This window comes from Helicobacter sp., from assembly GCF_029067145.1.
Taxonomy (GTDB): domain Bacteria; phylum Campylobacterota; class Campylobacteria; order Campylobacterales; family Helicobacteraceae; genus Helicobacter_D.
Window position 1 is genome coordinate 1 of the sequence record NZ_JAIEFA010000026.1, and the last position, 16,664, is coordinate 16,664.

Here is a 16,664-nt window from a genome sequence, read left to right on the forward strand (position 1 = left end):
CTCTTTAATGCCCCCCCCCCCGCTAGAAGTTCATAGAATTGATGAGTGATTGTGCGTCCGCCAAAGCTTTCTTTTTGAGAAATTAGCCCCGCATTTAACAAAGTACCATTATTTTCTGTGGAGATTCCAAAGTCAAAGTAAGTTTTAGACTCCGCATAAGTATCAATCAAAGTTTTAAGGAGCAAATCTAATGCACCTATTTCCCTGCCCTTGTCATTGACGGCTAAATATTGCGTATGGATAAGGTTTGGGTAGATGAAAAGCAGCGCACCAGCGAGGATTGCCTCTGCTTGATGCGCAATAAAAAGTTTGATAAATTCAGGAAATCTCCCGCTTAAAAGGCTTAGCTCCTCTGCATTATGCACTGCTTTGCTCTGGTGGCGAGTATGTAGTACATCATTAAGCAAAGCAACAAATGTGGAAAAATCCTCACTTTGGTGAATCTCCACACCCTCCCTTTTAGCGCGAGAGATTTGAGACTTCCTCCCTTTGGGCAAAGAAATAGAGTGCGTTAAAGCAATAGTCGTGGAGCAATCCACGCGGTAAAGCCGCGCCTTATGTGTAAAAAGTGCGTATAAATCCTCTTGAGAGGGGATTTTGTGGTAGATATAAGGAATTGCTTTATAAATAAGCTTTTGTATGCCCCTATTTTGCATATATGCAAACAAAACATTGAGGCATTCACACATTTTTTCTTGTTTCATTGCCTTACTTGTAATAAATCCTCCAAAGGTAAGTCCCTGATGAGAATATAGAGTATCGCCCTCTTTATTTAAAGGTAGGAGAGCTAAAAGCTTATCCTCCTCATAAAACATTAAAGAATTATCCACAAATCTATCCGAATGATACTCCATATAATCCCTATCAAACATAAAAAGCCCATTTTTGGATTCTGCGTTAAAGGCATTCCAAAGGGGTTTAGAATCTTTGCTATATGGCTGGATATGAATCAATCTTATTCCTCGTTGTTTTTACTTGTATAATTTACTATTTTACATTATTTTTTAATAATATGACATTAAAAGTTTAAGCTATATTGCTAATTCCAAAATAAAGTAAAATTTTTATTTATTTATATTTAATTATATTTATCATGTAATCACATTTATAAATCTAATCGCAAAAAAGGAGTTGAGTTATGGCGGGAAAAATTTGTCCCAATTGTGGTAAATTTACATTTTTTTAACACCCAATGGTAGAGAATGCACAAAATGTAGTTCATGTGGCGCAAAATTTAAAAAACCAAAAGATAGTTAGGGCAAATTATATCCAAAGCATAATATTTTGTTTGACTAAAACCTTTAGGTTTTAGTATTTATTTTAATGTAATAAGCTTGGAAATCTTTATTTGTCTTAATAGAGATTGCAATCTGTATATCACTTACTTTAACTCCAATAATAACCAATGGTCAAGGGTTAGATAAAAAGTTTCAAATCTTTATTATTCAACAAAATCCACTTTGCCCCATACTGCTTATATCACCTACAATCACTAAACGCATTCATCTCTCCCAAATAAATCCTTAAAAGTATAGCAAATAATTTTAAACTTTGGTTTATCTGTGTTGTCTCTTTCTCACATTCACAAAGATTTCAGCTCCGAGATTTGGGGCGTATTGCACCATTTTTTCTAATCCACACAATAAATCCTCATCTAAGATTCCATTTTGCAAGGCTAAAGACATTTTAGCGTGGTTAAAGGGTTTTAAGAAATAGCTCCCACTCTCTATGACTTCTAACCCCACTTCCTCTACGAGCGCACAAAGGGATTCCATAGTAAAGGCTGTATGTTGTTGCAAAGACTTTGCAGTAGCACTTAAAGCCCCAAGCTGTGGGATAAGCCCAGATTCATACGCCCAAAGCAAATGAAAAGAACGCGCATTGGGCACATTGATGTGCAGAATTGTATCGGATTTTAAAAGAGGTAGAATCTCACTTAAAAATTGCTTAGGATTCGTAACTTCGTGCAAAAGACTACTCAAAACAATGCAGTGAAGCCCACCCGCAGATTCTACAACTTGTTGAATCTCATTAATATTATCCTCTATAAACCCGCTCAAAATCTTTATCCTAGAATCCTCTTTAAAATCTTTTTGTGCATTTTCCACAAACACATTAGAGGGTTCAACAATCACAAAATTCTTAAAATCCTTATAATGCTTCGCAACAGATTCCATTCCACAACCAACTTCTAGGATATTTTGCGCCTTTTGCCCCCATAGAAACTCTAAAACCTTATTACGCCGAAACGCCACCATATAGGATTCAAAATCACTAAAATCCTTTGCTAAATACTTTTGTGTGTAGTTTTCTATGTCGCGCTGCATCACTTATCCTTTCACCATTTTCAAAAACTCCGCATAGTCCCTAATATACTCACTCTCATCATAATAATCACTAGCAAGTATCATTAGCTTACACCCATAAGAGAAATTCCGCATTTCCCGCCACATATTTTTGCCAATATATAGCCCAACATCAGGGCGATTAAGCCATACAGATTCTTTATTTTTTCCATCATCAAGCACAAACTCACACGCACCATCTATGGCAATGACAAGTTGTTCTAGCTCTTTGTGAGCGTGGAATCCTCGCGGCTCATCAGGCGATGTATCAAACATATAATACACTCTTTTTATAGCAAAGGGCAAATTTTTATGGGCTTCTAAAGAGATGAGTTTGCCCCGCTCATCGCCTATAACTTTAAGTTGGATTAATTGATAATTCATTGAATAACCTTAACATTAGATAAGATATATTTACAATCCATTGATTTTCTTATTTTTATATTTCTCAATATACCATTTTATAGTTTTTTCAAGCCCGCTCTCAAAACTTTCTTTGGGATTCCAACCTAAACATTTGCTTATTCTACTAGAATCTATCGCATAGCGTCTATCGTGCCCTGCTCTATCTTGCACAAATGTAATTTGATTTTGATAAGATTCTCCGCTTGACTTTGGCTTCAATGAATCTAACAGCGCACAAATTTGCTTCGCAATCTGTATATTGGTGCGCTCACAATTCCCGCCAACATTAAAACTCTCACCAAAATAAGAAGAATGAAATACACTATCAATCGCCCTGCAATGGTCTTCTACATATAGCCAATCACGAATATTTTGTCCATCACCATAAATTGGAATCTCCTTATCAGCCAAAGCATTGCGAATAATCGTAGGAATCAACTTTTCATCGTGTTGCTTTGGTCCATAATTGTTAGAACAATTTGTGATAAAGGTTTTCAAGCCATACGTATGATGATAACTTCTAACAAACATATCGCTACTTGCTTTGGAGGCAGAATAAGGCGAGTTTGGCGCGTAGGGGGTAAATTCACTAAAATATCCACTCTCCCCCAATGAGCCAAACACCTCATCGGTGCTAATATGATGAAAAATGCAATGCTCTTTATGCGCTTTGGGGCAACTTGGCGCATCAAACCAGCTCAAATACGCATTATGAAGCAGATTAAAAGTGCCATTGACATTTGTCTCTACAAAGGCACTTGGATTTTTTATAGAGTTATCCACGTGCGATTCCGCAGCAAAATGAATGACAGAATCTATTGCATAGTGTGCGAAAATATCCTTAATAAAATTCTTATCACAAATATCACCCTTTTCAAAAATATAGTTTGGGTAGTTTTCCACACCACTTAGATTTTGCAAATCTCCCGCATAAGTGAGCGAATCTACATTGATTAAACGATAATTTGGATACTTTTTTAAAAAATAAAGAATAAAATTACTTCCGATAAATCCTGCCCCACCAGTGATTAAGATATTTCTCATCGCATATCCTCTAAAAGATTGCGAAGGTAGCTTCCATAGCCACTTTTATCCAAAATTCTAGCTCTGTCTAAAAGCTGATTTTGATTAATCCAGCCGTTGTGGTAGGCGATTTCCTCCAAACACGCTATTTTATAACCTTGTCGCAATTCAATCGTTTGAACAAAACTTGAAGCCTCCACAAGAGAATCGTGCGTGCCGGTATCAAGCCACGCAAAGCCACGTCCTAAAATTTCAGAACGAAGTTTGCCAGCTTTAAGATAAGCAATATTCACATCGGTAATTTCTAGCTCCCCTCGCGCACTTGGCTTAAGTGATTTTGCTATCTCTATGGCAGTATTATCATAAAAATACAATCCCGTAACTGCAAAATTACTCTTTGGGTTTTTAGGCTTCTCTTCTAAGCTTAATACATTTCCCAATTTGTCAAATTCTGCCACACCAAAACGACAAGGATCTTTCACGCGATAAGAAAAAATCGTAGCTCCCCCATTATACGCATTCTCTTTTGCTCTTAAAAGCATTTCCGAAAAACCCTGTCCATAAAAAATATTATCACCCAAAATCAAAGCTATATCATCATTTCCCACAAAGGATTCTGCGAGAATCAAGCCTTGCGCTAAACCATCGGGGGATTCTTGCACGCAGTATTCAATCTGCATACCGAGCCACTCGCCATTTCCAAAAATCTCTTTGAATCTTGGTGTATCCTTTGGTGTAGAAACTATCAAAACCTCTCTTATCTTAGCAAGCATAAGCACAGAGAGCGGATAATAAATCATAGGCTTATCATAAATTGGCAAAAGCTGCTTTGAAACCATTAAAGTAGCAGGGTATAGTCTCGTCCCACTCCCACCTGCCAAAACAATGCCTTTCATAGAAATTCCTTAAATAGATTATCAAAATTTTATATTAACATATTATTTGTAAATTTTATTAAACACTTGAATTTAACTTGCTATCCCGATATATTGCAATCTCTTAATATATCCTATACATCACCCGAATGCGAATCTTGGTTTTCACACTTGGATAAGGATAGTCCTTATAGGCGATTTTGATTGTATGCACGCTATTGTCATCTAGCAGGGTAAAGCCGCTTGGCGTAAGGAGTTTAAGGTCAGAAATATCTCCATTGGGATACAAATAAAATTCCACGATATTATCCCCTTGTTGCCCCATTTTACCTGCGATTGTTGGATATTTCAAATACCTTTGTGTAATGCGTCCGATTCCACTTAGGTTATCCTTGATAAACTTCCTTTGCTCCGCGTCAAGTGAGCCAAACTCCTCGCCATAGAGGTCTTTTACCTCCTGATTGGACATATCTTTGCCAAAATCATAGATAGAGGGAGAATGCGGCGCACCAGCTGTGCCCGAAGCATTTTGATGATTCTGAGTAGATTGCATCTGTGGTCTTGCTAGACTTTGCGCCAAAGATTCGCTAGATGATTTTGAATCTTGCTTTTTCGCAGGCTTAGATTGCGCAGATTTTGATGGATTTGTTTGGGGCTTTGGCTTTTGTGCTTTTGCTTTCGGGGCTTCTTGCGCACGCGGTGCAGATTCTAACTTCGCCTGTGGCGCAGGAGATTGCTCTCTATTTTGCCCTTCGCCACCTTGTGAAAATCTAAAATGCTTCAAACTCACACGTTCGCCCTCTTGTGTCCCTAAACGCGGCGGGTGATACAAATCACTCAAACGCGACTCCCACAAAAAAAGCAAAAGCAACAATGCGTGAATTGCTAAAGACAAAAAAAGTGCGAGGAAATCATTTCGCTTCACTTGGCAACTCTTGCTCTAATAATTCCTTAAATGATTCTTGCACGGCACTTTCTGATTCTATGGAATAAGAATCCACTAATTTTGCATAACTATTACCCAAAATCACTAAATACCGCTTTTGATGAGCTTCAAACACAATCAACTTACTATTTAACCCCAAAGTCGTGATAGATTGAATTTGCACGGCACCTGTTGAATTTTTGTCAAACAATGCGCCCAATACATTGGCTTTAGTAGTCTTGATTTGTGGGGAATTGAGGCGATTTTTCACATACCACAAAAAAATCAAAAGTCCGACTAAAATTAAAATCACGCCAAAATATTGCAACATATTAATGCTTTCAAGCGGAGATTTTCCCATTTCAAAAGCAAATTCTGAAATCTTAGAATCCGACGACATTCCTTGCAATAAAGATTCCGTGTTTGCATTTTCTTCGCGCATTTGGCTTGCATTTAAGGTTGCGCCAAAAAGCAAGATTCCGCACACAAGCGCAAGCACCGCTCTCATACCGTGCCGATACTCTCTCGCGTTAGATAATAAACAATCGCATTAGAATCAAGAATCTCATTGACACGAATTGCAAGGTTTTTTTCATAAACCATTACCTCGCCCTTGCCGATGATTCGTCCATTAATATAAATCTCTACACTCTCTCCGGCGGGTTTTTGTAAGTCAATAATAGAACCTTTCTCAAAGCGTAAAATATCCAATAGCGGCACTTTGGTAGAACCAAGTTCGGATTTAAAAATCACTCCCATATCCAAAAGCCCGCTATAATTGTTCATAATCCCGTCTAAATATCGCACTAAATCTTCTTGTTTAGGGGCTTGGATTTTGGCTAATGTAAATTCATCTGCTGGCATAACTTCCCTTTATCTATGCAAAAATAATGAACACGGCGCGCCTTCAAGCGTAAAATCCAAATGATTGTATTGTTTGTCTTGAAATTCACCATAACCAAATACGCGCGGAGTTTTGATATTAAAGCTTTTCCCCTCTTTAATCGCAAGCACCTTCCCAAGCCCAATCGTCAAGTTTGCCAACTCTTGTGATAGGTCTTGCAAAGTCAAATCGTCTTTTGCATCTTCTCCAAATAATCCAAAAGACAAAATATTCAAAAACTCTTTAGAACTTACAAAAGTAACCGTTCCTTTGGTATCATCTCCAAAGATAAGATCAATGCTAGAGAGATAACCGCATAAAAGTTTATTATCGCAACGCGTAGGGGTTTTCTCAAGCGTATCTTCTATGGCTTGAATAAATGCCTTTTCAATGATTCCTTTCATAAAAATGACCTTAATTTTAAGTTAAACAAAAATTATTAAAAATCATTATAGCTAATTTTTATTTATCTTTGCTGTAATTCTAATTGATTTAGAAGGATTTTATTTAAAATTTTTCAAGATTATAGCATATCACAGCCACTTTGGATTCGCAGTGAGGCTGACGAGCAGCCAAATTTTATAGCTTGGAATCTCTAAGGATTGTTCAATTTTGTTACGAATTACATCTATTTCACCTGCACTCAATTTTGCATTTGCGTCTGTTACCAAAAGATTCACTTCAATCATAAAAAATCTTCCACTTTTTGCGACATGTGTATCATAATCTTCAAACCCATATTCCGCACTCAAATTCTCCATAACTTCTGTAATTTTATCATCTAATTCTTGAGGAGCAATCATCATCAAATCTTTAAGATTTGCAATAAAAATCTTAACAGGCGTAAAAGCCAAAAACACGCTTAATAGCACAAGCAAAATTGGGTCAATATAACGCGTCAAAGATTCCTGTTGTTCTGGGTCAAACAACACAATCGCCCCAAAAGCAAACAATGCTCCAAGATATAAAACACTATCAATTTTCCACTCCACATTATCCACGCCAATAAGTTCAGAATCTAGTCGTTTAGCATAAAATCGCGTAAAGACAAAAATAATCAAACAAAGCACAAAAGCACAAAATGTGTAAATCACTGCTCCATTGATTTGCAAAGTATATCCCCCACTCAAAATATCTTCTATTCCACCTATTAGAGCGTAAATACAAACGATGATGAGAATTAAACTCTTAAAAAGATTCACCATAGGTTCAAAACGAACATAACCATATTGAAACACATCATCATCTTCACGATAAATAAAGCGTGAGGTAATCACACTCAAAAGTCCCAATCCTACTGAAATAAGAGCAATGATTCCATCAAATACGATTGCCGAGCTTTTGAATCCAAGCCCAAAGGCGATTCCTAAAATTGCCAACAATAAGGCACTATACATAGAAACTTTTAAGACAAATTGTTCTTGTTGATTGTTTGCTAGCAAAGGTTGCTGCGCCTGTAAAGGTTGTGAAAACTTCTGGCGTACTTTTTTGCCATAATTACTCGTTGGGATTCTTAATTTCATTTAGCAACCTCTGTAAATTTAGCAAAATTATAACGCATTTTAAGATTGTATAGTAAAATCTCTCTTTTTTACAAAATTCTAATGAATCGTGGCAATCTAAATTTCGCAAAAAGCAATCTTTACGATGGATTACCTTACTATATTTGCAAAGACTAAAAATTAAAATTTATTTAACCAAAACAAAAACATTTAAAGATAATTTTGCTAGAATTGCGAGTTTAAATCTCACAAAAGGAATCAATATGCTAAAAGTTTCTACACTTTTATCTGCTTCAGTCTTGTTGCTCACATTTGGTGCATTCACCGGTTGTGGGTCAAATTCTAAGGATTCTATAGAATCCAATCAAGCTAATGCTGCTCCAAGTGCAGCTCTTTTGGTTTTCGCTGACCAAAAAGGTAAAATTGACATTGCGGGTGGCACAGCACACATTCCAGTGATGAAAAAAGCAGCCGAAGCAATTATGGCTTCTAATCCTAATATCACCATTAGCATTACAGGCGGTGGCACAGGTGCTGGAATCACAAAAGCGGGCGAGGGCTTGGCGGACATCGGAAATACAGGTCGCGCGCTAAAGCCTCAAGAAATTGAAAAATACAACTTGGTATCTTTTCCTTTTGCAGTAGATGGCGTTGCTATTGCGGTACATAAAGAAAACCCTATTGCAAATCTCACCAAAGAACAAGCAAGCCAAATCTTTAGCGGTGCAGTGAAAAATTGGAATGAGTTGGGCGGAAACGATGGCGCAATCAATCTTTATGTGCGCGAAGATGGCAGTGGCACGCGGGATACTTTTGAATCCAAAGGCTTAAATAAAGGAACAGAGATTCCTCAAAATGCAAATGTCGTAAGCTCTAATGGAGCAATGAAAATTGCAATTGCACAGGATAAAAATGCGATTGGCTATGTTGGAATCGGACATTTAGACGATAGCATTCAAGGAGTCTCATTTGAGGGCGTCGCCCCAACGCAAGAAAAAACAAAAGAAGGTGCTTACCAAATCTCAAGACTTTTGTATATGAATACAAAAGGAGAACCACAAGGGCTTACAAAGCTATTTATAGATTATATTTATTCAGATGATGGTGCGGAGTTTATTCAACAATCAGGCTATATTCCACTTCCCAAATGAAACTTGCCGCAACTCTAGCGACAATCACAGCAGTTAGCGGCATTTGCTTGCTTTTTGTTGTGATTGGAGGATTCGGACTGCAAACGCTTGCGTCCAATCCAAGCCTTACTCTGCATTTCAGTTGGAATCCCAAAGCCCAAGAATTTGGGATTCTTACTATGCTTGTTAATTCCTTGATTCTAAGCTTTAGCACCTTGCTTGTCGCATTTCCTTGTAGCTTAGGAATGGCTTGTTGGCTTATTTTGCCTATGAAGTCAAAAAAGGGCAGAATCTTACAAAATTATCTAGGTTTTCTCGTGCGTTTTATGGGTTCTATCCCCACCGTTTTATATGCGTTTGGCGCATTGTTTTTGCTTGTGCCACTTTTGCGTGAGGCATTTGGGGGAAGCGGTAGGAATCTCCTAGCTTGTATCCTTGTCTTAAATCTTGTGATTCTCCCGACAATGGTTTTACTTCTAGAATCAGGGCTCAAAAAACCATTTGTAAATCACCATCTGCCTGCCCTTGCACTTGGAATGCGTGATTTTGAAACTTTGCTTTTTGTTGTGATTCCAAAAGCTAAAAGTGTTGCTTTGGGCGCATTTTTGCTAGGATTTGGTAGGGCATTTGGCGATACGATGATTGCACTTATGCTTTCCTCTAACGCGCTCCTTCTTGCCACATCACCACTAGACCCTTTGCGTGCCCTAAGTGCGCATATCGCCTTAATCACAGCAAACGAATCCATTGGCGAAGCATACAATGCCCTTTTTGTTTCAGGCTTTTTGCTGATTGTTGTCAATGCGCTTTTGGCTTTGTTTGCGCGTGGAATCTTGCATAAAGATTCCAAAGCCCTTTAGGATTTCACAATGCAGCGCAAACTTGCAAATTTTCTTTATTTTTTAAGTTTTTGTAGCGCAACTTGTGTCGGTTTAGTCGTGTTGCTTTTGCTTCTTTGGGTATTTTGGCGCGGGTTTAGTGTGCTAGATTTACGCTTGTTTTTTGGCAATCACTCCCCTTTGTCGGTAATCTTTGGGCAAGTGGCGGTTTTTAATGGAATCTTTCCGGCAGTGATTGGCACTTTGTGGCTTGTTATCTTAAGCCTTTTACTTGCCATTGCACCGGGAATTGGCTGCGGAATCTACCTAAGTTTTTATGCCTCTCCTTTCCAAAAATGGTTTTTAAATACAATGGTGGATATTCTTGCAGGGATTCCATCAGTGATTATGGGCTTATTTGGTTTTTTAAGCATTCTATGGCTCAAAAATCACTTTTTGCCGCAGGCAAATAGTTGCCTTTTGCTTGCTGCCCTCTGCCTTGCTTTGCTTGTTTTACCTACCTTAATCGCCACGACCAAAGAAGCCCTTTTGTCTGTGCCACAAGATTTAATGCTCAATGCTCAAAGCTTGGGATTAAAAAAGGGTGCAATTCTATGGCACTTCTTGCTTCCTGAAGCAAGGAATGGAATCCTAAGCGGCGCGATTTTAGCACTTGGTAGAGTAGCAGAGGATACTGCAGTAGTAATGTTTGTCGGCGCAGTGGCAAATGCAGGCTTGCCCAATGGGCTGTTTGGCAGATTTGAATCGCTCTCCTTTTATATCTATTACAACTCACAAAACTACCAAACGCAATTAGAGCTGCAAAATGCAATGGGCGCAAGCTTAGTGTTGCTTTGTCTTTGCGGATTCTTATTGCTTCTAGGCGGAATCCTCAAAGGAATCTCAAAAAGGAGATTGTATGTCCTTAAGTCTCAAAATTGAAAATCTTGGTGTGCGCTTTGGAGCAAAGCAGATTTTTACAAATCTTAATTTAGAGATTCCACAATATGGAATCTTTACGCTACTTGGTGCTTCTGGTTGTGGCAAAAGCACTTTTTTGCGTTGTATTAATCGGCTTTGCGAGGAAATGGGTGGGGAAGTTGCGGGAGAAATTTATGCTAATTTAGAATCCGATTCTTTGGTTAATATCCAAAGCATTTCGCCCGAGATTTTGCGTCAAAATATTGGTATGCTTTTTCAAACACCACAACCCTTTAATCTAAGCATTGAAAAAAATCTTGCCTTGCCTCTCTCCTTACTCACAGATTTAGACAAAAATGCTATAGAATCGCGGATTTGCGAATCCTTACAACAAGTGGGGCTTTGGGAGAGTTTCAAAAATCGCCTCAAAGACAACGCCTTGCGTCTCTCTGGTGGAGAACAGCAGCGATTGCTTCTTGCAAGGATTCTAAGTCTTAAACCCAAAATCCTACTTTTAGATGAACCCACAAGCGCGCTAGATTTGCACTCTCAAAGAATCATTGAAGAGCTTTTTACCGAACTTGCCCGTACGCACACGCTCGTAATGATTTCTCATAATATTGACCAAGCATTAAGAATTGCGGATTGTGTTGCGATTATGCGCGTCCAAAACGGCACAAGCCAAATCCTTAAAATGCCAAAAGACAAAAAAGCCTTAGAAGCTGGCTTGGGCGAATAAAGGGCATACATTCATTGCAAAGATAAATCTAAAATGTCTGCCCACTTGTATTCTTGCGACGATTCCCCCCTCGTCATTGCAAACGAAGTGAAGCAATCCAAATATTAAAAATCTCACAAGAACACAAGCAAACCATATTATAAAATCTTAATACGAATAATATCAACCTACTAAAATCATAATTTATTCTTATAGATGATTAATAAATATAATGATTTTTATATTTTTTTTATAATATCAATTATAAAATTAGATTTTTCATTAAATTAAGAAAAAATGAGGAGATTTGACGATGGGATTCTTAAAAGACCTTAAACTGCAAACAAAATTAGTTTGTTCCATTGGAGCCATCTTTGTTGTTGGCATTATTATTCTTAGCGTTATCATTACCAATCGCGTCAGCGAAAATATGGAAGCAAATGCCAAAACAATTGTTTCAGCAACTGCGGATGGCGATTCAACACATATTAGCGGTATGCTAGAAGAGCTAGCGACCATTACACAAGGAAGCGCAAAAGTGTTGAACCATATCTTTGAAAACGCAGATATTCATACTCTTGACCTTTTAAGGATTTATGACGTTTTAGAGGGGGTTTTTGATAGCTCTTCTTACGCAGATTATGGATTTTTGTATCTCAAAGACGCTCCTGCACATTTTAAGGCAAACCCTATTAATCTCACACAAGAGGGTGAGTTTATGATGCTTCTTTATGACAAAGACACTTCTAAGTTTGGTGGCGTCTCACAAAAACAACCAAGAGATTCTTTGATAAAGGAGCTTGCAAGTATCCAAAACGCTATTACACAAGGCAAATACGGAGATGATAAAGTTTTTTTTGGGAAGCCAAGAAGGTTCAAAATTGAAAACGAAGAGTTTATCGGCTTTGCGATGGCTATGCCATTCTTTGATTCAAGAAAACGCGTATTGGGAGCGGTGGGTTTTATCTTAAATAGCGAACACTCCATCAATGACTTCTTAAACAATAGAAAAGAAAGTATTTTCGAGGGGGATATGAAATTCTTAGTAGATAGTGAGGGCACTATTATTTCCAACCCCAATCCACAATTTTTGCTCAAAAGTATCCAAGAAATCAATCCACGCAAGGAAACACAAGATTTGTTCAATGCAATCAAAAACAAACAAACAAACGTAGTGGATTATACCACTACTTCAGGAGTGGATAGCTTTGCTGGGATTGATAGCTTCTCTGTTAAGGGTAGATTTGCAGATTTTTCTGTCATCGTAACCGCTCCTAAAATTTCCGTATTAGCTCCTCTTTATCGCTTACAAACACTTATTGCAATTGCTTCATTGATTTTTGTCGTGGTTGCGATGGTGTTGATTTATTTGTATATTCAAAAAAATCTAGGCAATCGCTTGCCAGTACTTATAAATACTCTTAATTCGTTCTTTAAATTTCTTAATCACGAAAGTAAAGATGTGCATCTCATTAAAATTCGCGCTAATGATGAGTTGGGCATAATGGGAAAACTTATTAACGAAAATATCAAACGCACGCAAGATTCTTTAAAAATTGACGAAGAAGCAATTGAGCAATCCGCACAAACAGCCAAAGCAATTGAAAATGGAGATTTGACTGCTAGAATTGTAAAACAACCCGCAAACCCACAATTGGTAGAACTCAAAAATGTATTGAACAATATGCTAGATGTGCTACAAAATAGAGTAGGAAGTGATATGAATGAAATCCACCGCGTCTTTGAATCCTACAAAGAATTAGACTTTACAACAGAAGTCAAAAATGCACAAGGAAGCGTAGAAATCACTACCAACACATTAGGTGAAGAAATCAAGAAAATGCTAAATGCTAGTGCGGGATTCGCTCAAGAACTCTCTACGCAAGCTTCCGAGCTAGACAAATCTATGCAAAAACTTATGGAGGGCTCACAATCCCAAGCAAGCTCACTCCAACAATCTGCCGCAGCAGTAGAAGAAATCAGCCAATCTATGGAAAATGTCAGCAATAAAACAAGTGATGCGACAAGACAGGCAGAGGACATTAAAGGAATCGTGGGAGTAATTAAAGACATTGCAGACCAAACCAATCTTTTAGCTTTAAATGCAGCGATTGAAGCAGCAAGAGCTGGAGAACACGGAAGAGGATTTGCAGTTGTTGCTGATGAGGTAAGAAAGCTAGCAGAAAGAACAGGAAAATCACTTGGAGAGATTGAAGCAAATGTCAATGTGCTCGTGCAAAGCGTCAGCGAAATGAGTGAATCTATCCGAGAGCAAAGTCAAGGAATCGCACAAATCAACGAAGCAATTGTGCAGTTAGAAAGCGTTACGAATGAAAATGTAGAAGTCGCAAATATCACAAATGACATTACAAAAAATGTTAATGGTATTACAAAAAATATCCTAGATGATGTGCATAAAAAGAAATTTTAACCTCTCTTTTTGAATCGCATTGCAAGGATTTCTCGTCATTACGAGCGTAGCGAAGTAATCTAGAATCTTGCAAACATAGAATCTCAAATCTTAGGATTCTAAACTTTTCTTTCTCACAAAGGGGCGATGGGGGGGTTCTACTTGCGAAGCCGTCCCCCTTAACACATACGATGAAAAATTTAAAGCAATTCAAAATTATAGATTGCGCTAAAGCCGGCGAACTGCTACGCTGTGTGCGTCACGAAATTTTCAAATTTTCTCGTAACAACAGAAAACCTGTGCGTCATTGGAACGCAGTAAATCTCGTTGCTTTCATCGTAGAACTTATGATTTTACAAAAAAGAATTTACTTAATGGGCTAAAAATAGAATCAAGGATTTGTTATTTAAAAGTAGATTGATTTGCACGCCTTGTTTATCTGTTAGGACTTGATAAATCTCATCTTCATTTTTAAAGGCTTTTGGTAATGAGATTCCAATTGAAATGCTATTTTCAGCCAATACTGCTTTGGAGCGACCTGCGATGATGTTAGTAAATTCCGAAATAACATCTAATAACTCTTCATCACTTTGGGATTCCTCTCCCAAAAGCATCATAGAAGCTTCTTTGACTAGCACCTTGCTAAAACACAATGCTACGATTCCGCTTACATCACCTTCAAAAGTAATCATTGCCCCCATTATATCTATTTCATTGGTTTTGTTGTATTTGGTTACTTTGTAATCTGTACGTTTTGCCTCGCCACCCGTCAAAGAGGAAAGCGTTTCGATTGCGGCATTGACAAATACAGGCAACTGCGCTACCAAATTCTTAGTTAATCCCTTGCTTTTTTGCTGTGAAGTTTGATGTGCTTTAGCAAGCTCTCTAATTTTCGTATCATTTCTGCATTTGTCTATGTTGTCAAAAAACAAAATATTACTACGCGCACAAAGCTCTTGTCTGCTGTGGTCCAAAGGAGTTTTTAGCCCACAAACTGCAATACAAGCCCCAAACTTTGCATTATTGAGCGCTAAGGACATAATAAAATCCAATGCGGCTAAATTAAAATCTTTGGTATCGCTCGCATCAAAAATAAAAACTCTATAACCCTCTCTTAAGCGTGAATTGTGTGCTTGGATATTAAAAGAAAGCGAGATATTTTTATCTACTTTTTTATAAAGCGTGTAAATCACGATTCCATTATTAATCGTAATGGGAATGAAATTACCTGTAATGTCAAAATAAATATCATAAAGGTAAATGGCTTTATCAAGATATTGACGCCGCTTATCCATAAACTCTTCACCACTATTGACGCAGATTACCTCATACCCCTTAGCAGTCAGCTCTTGAGAAATCAACGTCTGCATCATACCATCTGCGTCATAATAAATCACACTTTGATTTAGCGGAGGAATTTTAAGCCCAAGCAAGAGATTTGCCATATGTTCTGTGCGAAAAAGTGGCAAGCTCTTGTTGGGAAAAAGAGATTTCAGTTTGGGAAATTGTGCATCATTATAGCCCACGAACGCTACTGCAATACTTACCTTATTTTGCATAGCAAGCAAAGCTTTAGCAATAAGAATCGTCGCGCCTTCATCAAATTGTGTAATATGCTCAAATGAAAAATACACTGCTTTAAGTGCGAGAGAACGAATCGTCGCACTGTTGGAGATAAGCACGCCACAGATTTCCTTAGCTTCTTTCATCTCCAAGCGCACATCTGGCGCATAAATCGCAATATCGTGTTTAATGATAGGTCTCAATTCCTCAAACCTTTATAAAAGTCTTATTTGGTATAAACTTCTGCCTCTACTCTTCTATTTTGTTTTCTGCCCTCTTTTGTAGCATTATCTGCAATCGGTCTTGTTTCACCATAACCTTTTGCTTCCAATCTCTCTGGAGAGATTCCTTCTTCTATGATTTTATCTTTTACCGCTGTTGCACGACGTTCAGATAGTTGTTGATTGTAAGCTGAATTTCCTGTGGAATCCGTATGCCCATTGATGATTGCAGTTTGATTTGGATTTTGTTTCATATATTCTGCAAAATCTGTAATTTCTGCATTATATTCTGGTGCAATGTTTGTAGAATCAAATGGGAATTGCACAGAGAATGTATGGATATGAGACAACGCCTCTGTTGGTTGTGGCTCTGGTTGTGCGTAAGTTCCAAATGGAATACTAAAACCAACCATTGCAATCACATCACTACGTCCATCAAAACTTGCCAAATGTCGGAGTTCTGTTTTTAGGTGGAGGTATTCTGCGATTTCATGACGCAATCCCACACCATATTGTCCAAAGAAATCACTATCCATATTTTGGAAATTATGGCTTAAATCCTCATAACCAAGACCTCCTAAAATATAAACAGAAGTTTTATCCCACACTTCAAATTCTTTTACAAGGTTCATATAATAACGATTAATATCCGTAGATTGTCCTTGCTGACTACCTTTTGCGCTATCCGCGCGGTCATAACCAAGCTCTACAAGCACACTTGGTGCAACACGACTAGCAAACTTCAAACCATAGCTTAAATCCGCGCTATTTTTGTAGCGATCATTGTCAATATGGAAAGTTCCACCAACTTGCGGAGTAACCTCAAATAGATTGTTGGCTGCAAAAAGCGAACCACTTAATATGAGTGAAAGCGCAAGAATTTTTTTCATAATTTTCTCCTTTAAACAATATAAAACTTATATTA

Annotated in this window: 18 protein-coding genes; 6 read left to right on the top strand and 12 right to left on the bottom strand. The window is 37.8% G+C overall.

Features of this window, described 5'->3' with window-relative positions:
- From K2N75_RS02015 to K2N75_RS02060, 10 genes are all read right to left on the bottom strand, one after another.
- Window positions 1–953, bottom strand: a 953-nt coding sequence (locus K2N75_RS02015) for a GNAT family N-acetyltransferase (RefSeq protein WP_297680817.1), incomplete at its 3' end; no start/stop codon positions are given.
- 603 nt (window positions 954–1,556) lie between these two features.
- The gene (locus K2N75_RS02020; RefSeq protein ID WP_297680819.1) at window positions 1,557–2,327 is read right to left on the bottom strand and encodes a methyltransferase domain-containing protein; all 771 of its coding nucleotides are present in this window, start codon (window positions 2,325–2,327) and stop codon (window positions 1,557–1,559) included.
- 3 nt (window positions 2,328–2,330) lie between these two features.
- Window positions 2,331–2,729, bottom strand: coding sequence for an FdtA/QdtA family cupin domain-containing protein (locus K2N75_RS02025; RefSeq protein WP_297680821.1), 399 nt, complete (start codon window positions 2,727–2,729; stop codon window positions 2,331–2,333).
- A 30-nt stretch (window positions 2,730–2,759) separates the two neighbouring features.
- Window positions 2,760–3,794, bottom strand: a complete 1,035-nt coding sequence (gene rfbB / locus K2N75_RS02030) for a dTDP-glucose 4,6-dehydratase (protein WP_297680822.1) — start codon at window positions 3,792–3,794, stop codon at window positions 2,760–2,762.
- A complete protein-coding gene (rfbA, locus tag K2N75_RS02035; RefSeq protein ID WP_297680824.1) occupies window positions 3,791–4,669 on the bottom strand; it encodes a glucose-1-phosphate thymidylyltransferase RfbA in 879 nt (292 codons plus the stop codon). The genes rfbB and rfbA overlap by 4 nt, the downstream gene beginning before the upstream one ends.
- Before the next feature lie 103 nt (window positions 4,670–4,772).
- Window positions 4,773–5,573, bottom strand: coding sequence for an energy transducer TonB (locus K2N75_RS02040; RefSeq protein WP_297680826.1), 801 nt, complete (start codon window positions 5,571–5,573; stop codon window positions 4,773–4,775).
- Complete coding sequence (locus K2N75_RS02045; protein ID WP_297680828.1) at window positions 5,560–6,081, bottom strand: hypothetical protein; 522 nt, start codon at window positions 6,079–6,081, stop codon at window positions 5,560–5,562. The genes K2N75_RS02040 and K2N75_RS02045 overlap by 14 nt, the downstream gene beginning before the upstream one ends.
- Window positions 6,078–6,437, bottom strand: a complete 360-nt coding sequence (gene fliN / locus K2N75_RS02050; protein ID WP_297680830.1) for a flagellar motor switch protein FliN — start codon at window positions 6,435–6,437, stop codon at window positions 6,078–6,080. Before fliN ends, K2N75_RS02045 begins: the two co-directional genes overlap by 4 nt.
- 9 nt (window positions 6,438–6,446) lie before the next feature.
- Complete coding sequence (locus K2N75_RS02055) at window positions 6,447–6,860, bottom strand: hypothetical protein (RefSeq protein ID WP_297680832.1); 414 nt, start codon at window positions 6,858–6,860, stop codon at window positions 6,447–6,449.
- A 129-nt stretch (window positions 6,861–6,989) separates the two neighbouring features.
- Window positions 6,990–7,979, bottom strand: coding sequence for a cation transporter (locus K2N75_RS02060; protein ID WP_297680834.1), 990 nt, complete (start codon window positions 7,977–7,979; stop codon window positions 6,990–6,992).
- Between the two features lie 242 nt (window positions 7,980–8,221).
- On the opposite strand from K2N75_RS02060, the gene K2N75_RS02065 reads away from it, so the two are divergent.
- The 6 genes from K2N75_RS02065 (at window position 8,222) to K2N75_RS02090 (ending at window position 14,338) form a co-directional block, all read left to right on the top strand.
- Complete coding sequence (locus K2N75_RS02065; RefSeq protein ID WP_297680836.1) at window positions 8,222–9,109, top strand: phosphate ABC transporter substrate-binding protein; 888 nt, start codon at window positions 8,222–8,224, stop codon at window positions 9,107–9,109.
- Window positions 9,106–9,948: an ABC transporter permease subunit gene (locus K2N75_RS02070; RefSeq protein ID WP_297680838.1), complete on the top strand. Its 843-nt coding sequence runs from the start codon at window positions 9,106–9,108 to the stop codon at window positions 9,946–9,948. The genes K2N75_RS02065 and K2N75_RS02070 overlap by 4 nt, the downstream gene beginning before the upstream one ends.
- A gap of 9 nt (window positions 9,949–9,957) precedes the next feature.
- The gene (locus tag K2N75_RS02075) at window positions 9,958–10,848 is read left to right on the top strand and encodes an ABC transporter permease subunit (RefSeq protein WP_297680840.1); all 891 of its coding nucleotides are present in this window, start codon (window positions 9,958–9,960) and stop codon (window positions 10,846–10,848) included.
- A complete protein-coding gene (locus tag K2N75_RS02080) occupies window positions 10,826–11,566 on the top strand; it encodes a phosphate ABC transporter ATP-binding protein (RefSeq protein WP_297680842.1) in 741 nt (246 codons plus the stop codon). The genes K2N75_RS02075 and K2N75_RS02080 overlap by 23 nt, the downstream gene beginning before the upstream one ends.
- A gap of 292 nt (window positions 11,567–11,858) precedes the next feature.
- Entirely contained in the window at window positions 11,859–13,976 is a 2,118-nt protein-coding gene (locus K2N75_RS02085) for a methyl-accepting chemotaxis protein (RefSeq protein ID WP_297680844.1), read from the top strand.
- Window positions 13,977–14,146: 170 nt separating this feature from the next.
- A complete protein-coding gene (locus tag K2N75_RS02090) occupies window positions 14,147–14,338 on the top strand; it encodes a hypothetical protein (protein WP_297680846.1) in 192 nt (63 codons plus the stop codon).
- On the opposite strand, the gene K2N75_RS02095 is transcribed toward K2N75_RS02090, so the two are convergent.
- Together K2N75_RS02095 and K2N75_RS02100 are read right to left on the bottom strand one after the other, a co-directional pair.
- A complete protein-coding gene (locus tag K2N75_RS02095; RefSeq protein ID WP_297680848.1) occupies window positions 14,327–15,721 on the bottom strand; it encodes a chemotaxis protein CheX in 1,395 nt (464 codons plus the stop codon). The two genes, K2N75_RS02090 and K2N75_RS02095, sit on opposite strands and share 12 nt — an antisense overlap.
- Before the next feature lie 23 nt (window positions 15,722–15,744).
- Window positions 15,745–16,629 carry an OmpA family protein gene (locus tag K2N75_RS02100; RefSeq protein WP_297680850.1) on the bottom strand — a complete coding sequence of 295 codons (885 nt, stop codon included), beginning with the start codon at window positions 16,627–16,629 and terminating at the stop codon, window positions 15,745–15,747.
- Window positions 16,630–16,664 lie beyond the last annotated feature (35 nt).

Bases quoted from the DNA above. Each gene is read 5' to 3' on its own strand.
- fliN (WP_297680830.1), bottom strand. From the start codon at position 6,437: ATGCCAGCAGATGAATTTACATTAGCCAAAATCCAAGCCCCTAAACAA.
- K2N75_RS02060 (WP_297680834.1), bottom strand. From the start codon at position 7,979: ATGAAATTAAGAATCCCAACGAGTAATTATGGCAAAAAAGTACGCCAG.
- rfbB (WP_297680822.1), bottom strand. From the start codon at position 3,794: ATGAGAAATATCTTAATCACTGGTGGGGCAGGATTTATCGGAAGTAAT.
- K2N75_RS02065 (WP_297680836.1), top strand. From the start codon at position 8,222: ATGCTAAAAGTTTCTACACTTTTATCTGCTTCAGTCTTGTTGCTCACA.
- K2N75_RS02070 (WP_297680838.1), top strand. From the start codon at position 9,106: ATGAAACTTGCCGCAACTCTAGCGACAATCACAGCAGTTAGCGGCATT.
- K2N75_RS02090 (WP_297680846.1), top strand. From the start codon at position 14,147: ATGAAAAATTTAAAGCAATTCAAAATTATAGATTGCGCTAAAGCCGGC.
- rfbA (WP_297680824.1), bottom strand. From the start codon at position 4,669: ATGAAAGGCATTGTTTTGGCAGGTGGGAGTGGGACGAGACTATACCCT.
- K2N75_RS02055 (WP_297680832.1), bottom strand. From the start codon at position 6,860: ATGAAAGGAATCATTGAAAAGGCATTTATTCAAGCCATAGAAGATACG.
- K2N75_RS02085 (WP_297680844.1), top strand. From the start codon at position 11,859: ATGGGATTCTTAAAAGACCTTAAACTGCAAACAAAATTAGTTTGTTCC.
- K2N75_RS02045 (WP_297680828.1), bottom strand. From the start codon at position 6,081: ATGAGAGCGGTGCTTGCGCTTGTGTGCGGAATCTTGCTTTTTGGCGCA.
- K2N75_RS02020 (WP_297680819.1), bottom strand. From the start codon at position 2,327: ATGCAGCGCGACATAGAAAACTACACACAAAAGTATTTAGCAAAGGAT.
- K2N75_RS02080 (WP_297680842.1), top strand. From the start codon at position 10,826: ATGTCCTTAAGTCTCAAAATTGAAAATCTTGGTGTGCGCTTTGGAGCA.
- K2N75_RS02025 (WP_297680821.1), bottom strand. From the start codon at position 2,729: ATGAATTATCAATTAATCCAACTTAAAGTTATAGGCGATGAGCGGGGC.
- K2N75_RS02075 (WP_297680840.1), top strand. From the start codon at position 9,958: ATGCAGCGCAAACTTGCAAATTTTCTTTATTTTTTAAGTTTTTGTAGC.
- K2N75_RS02100 (WP_297680850.1), bottom strand. From the start codon at position 16,629: ATGAAAAAAATTCTTGCGCTTTCACTCATATTAAGTGGTTCGCTTTTT.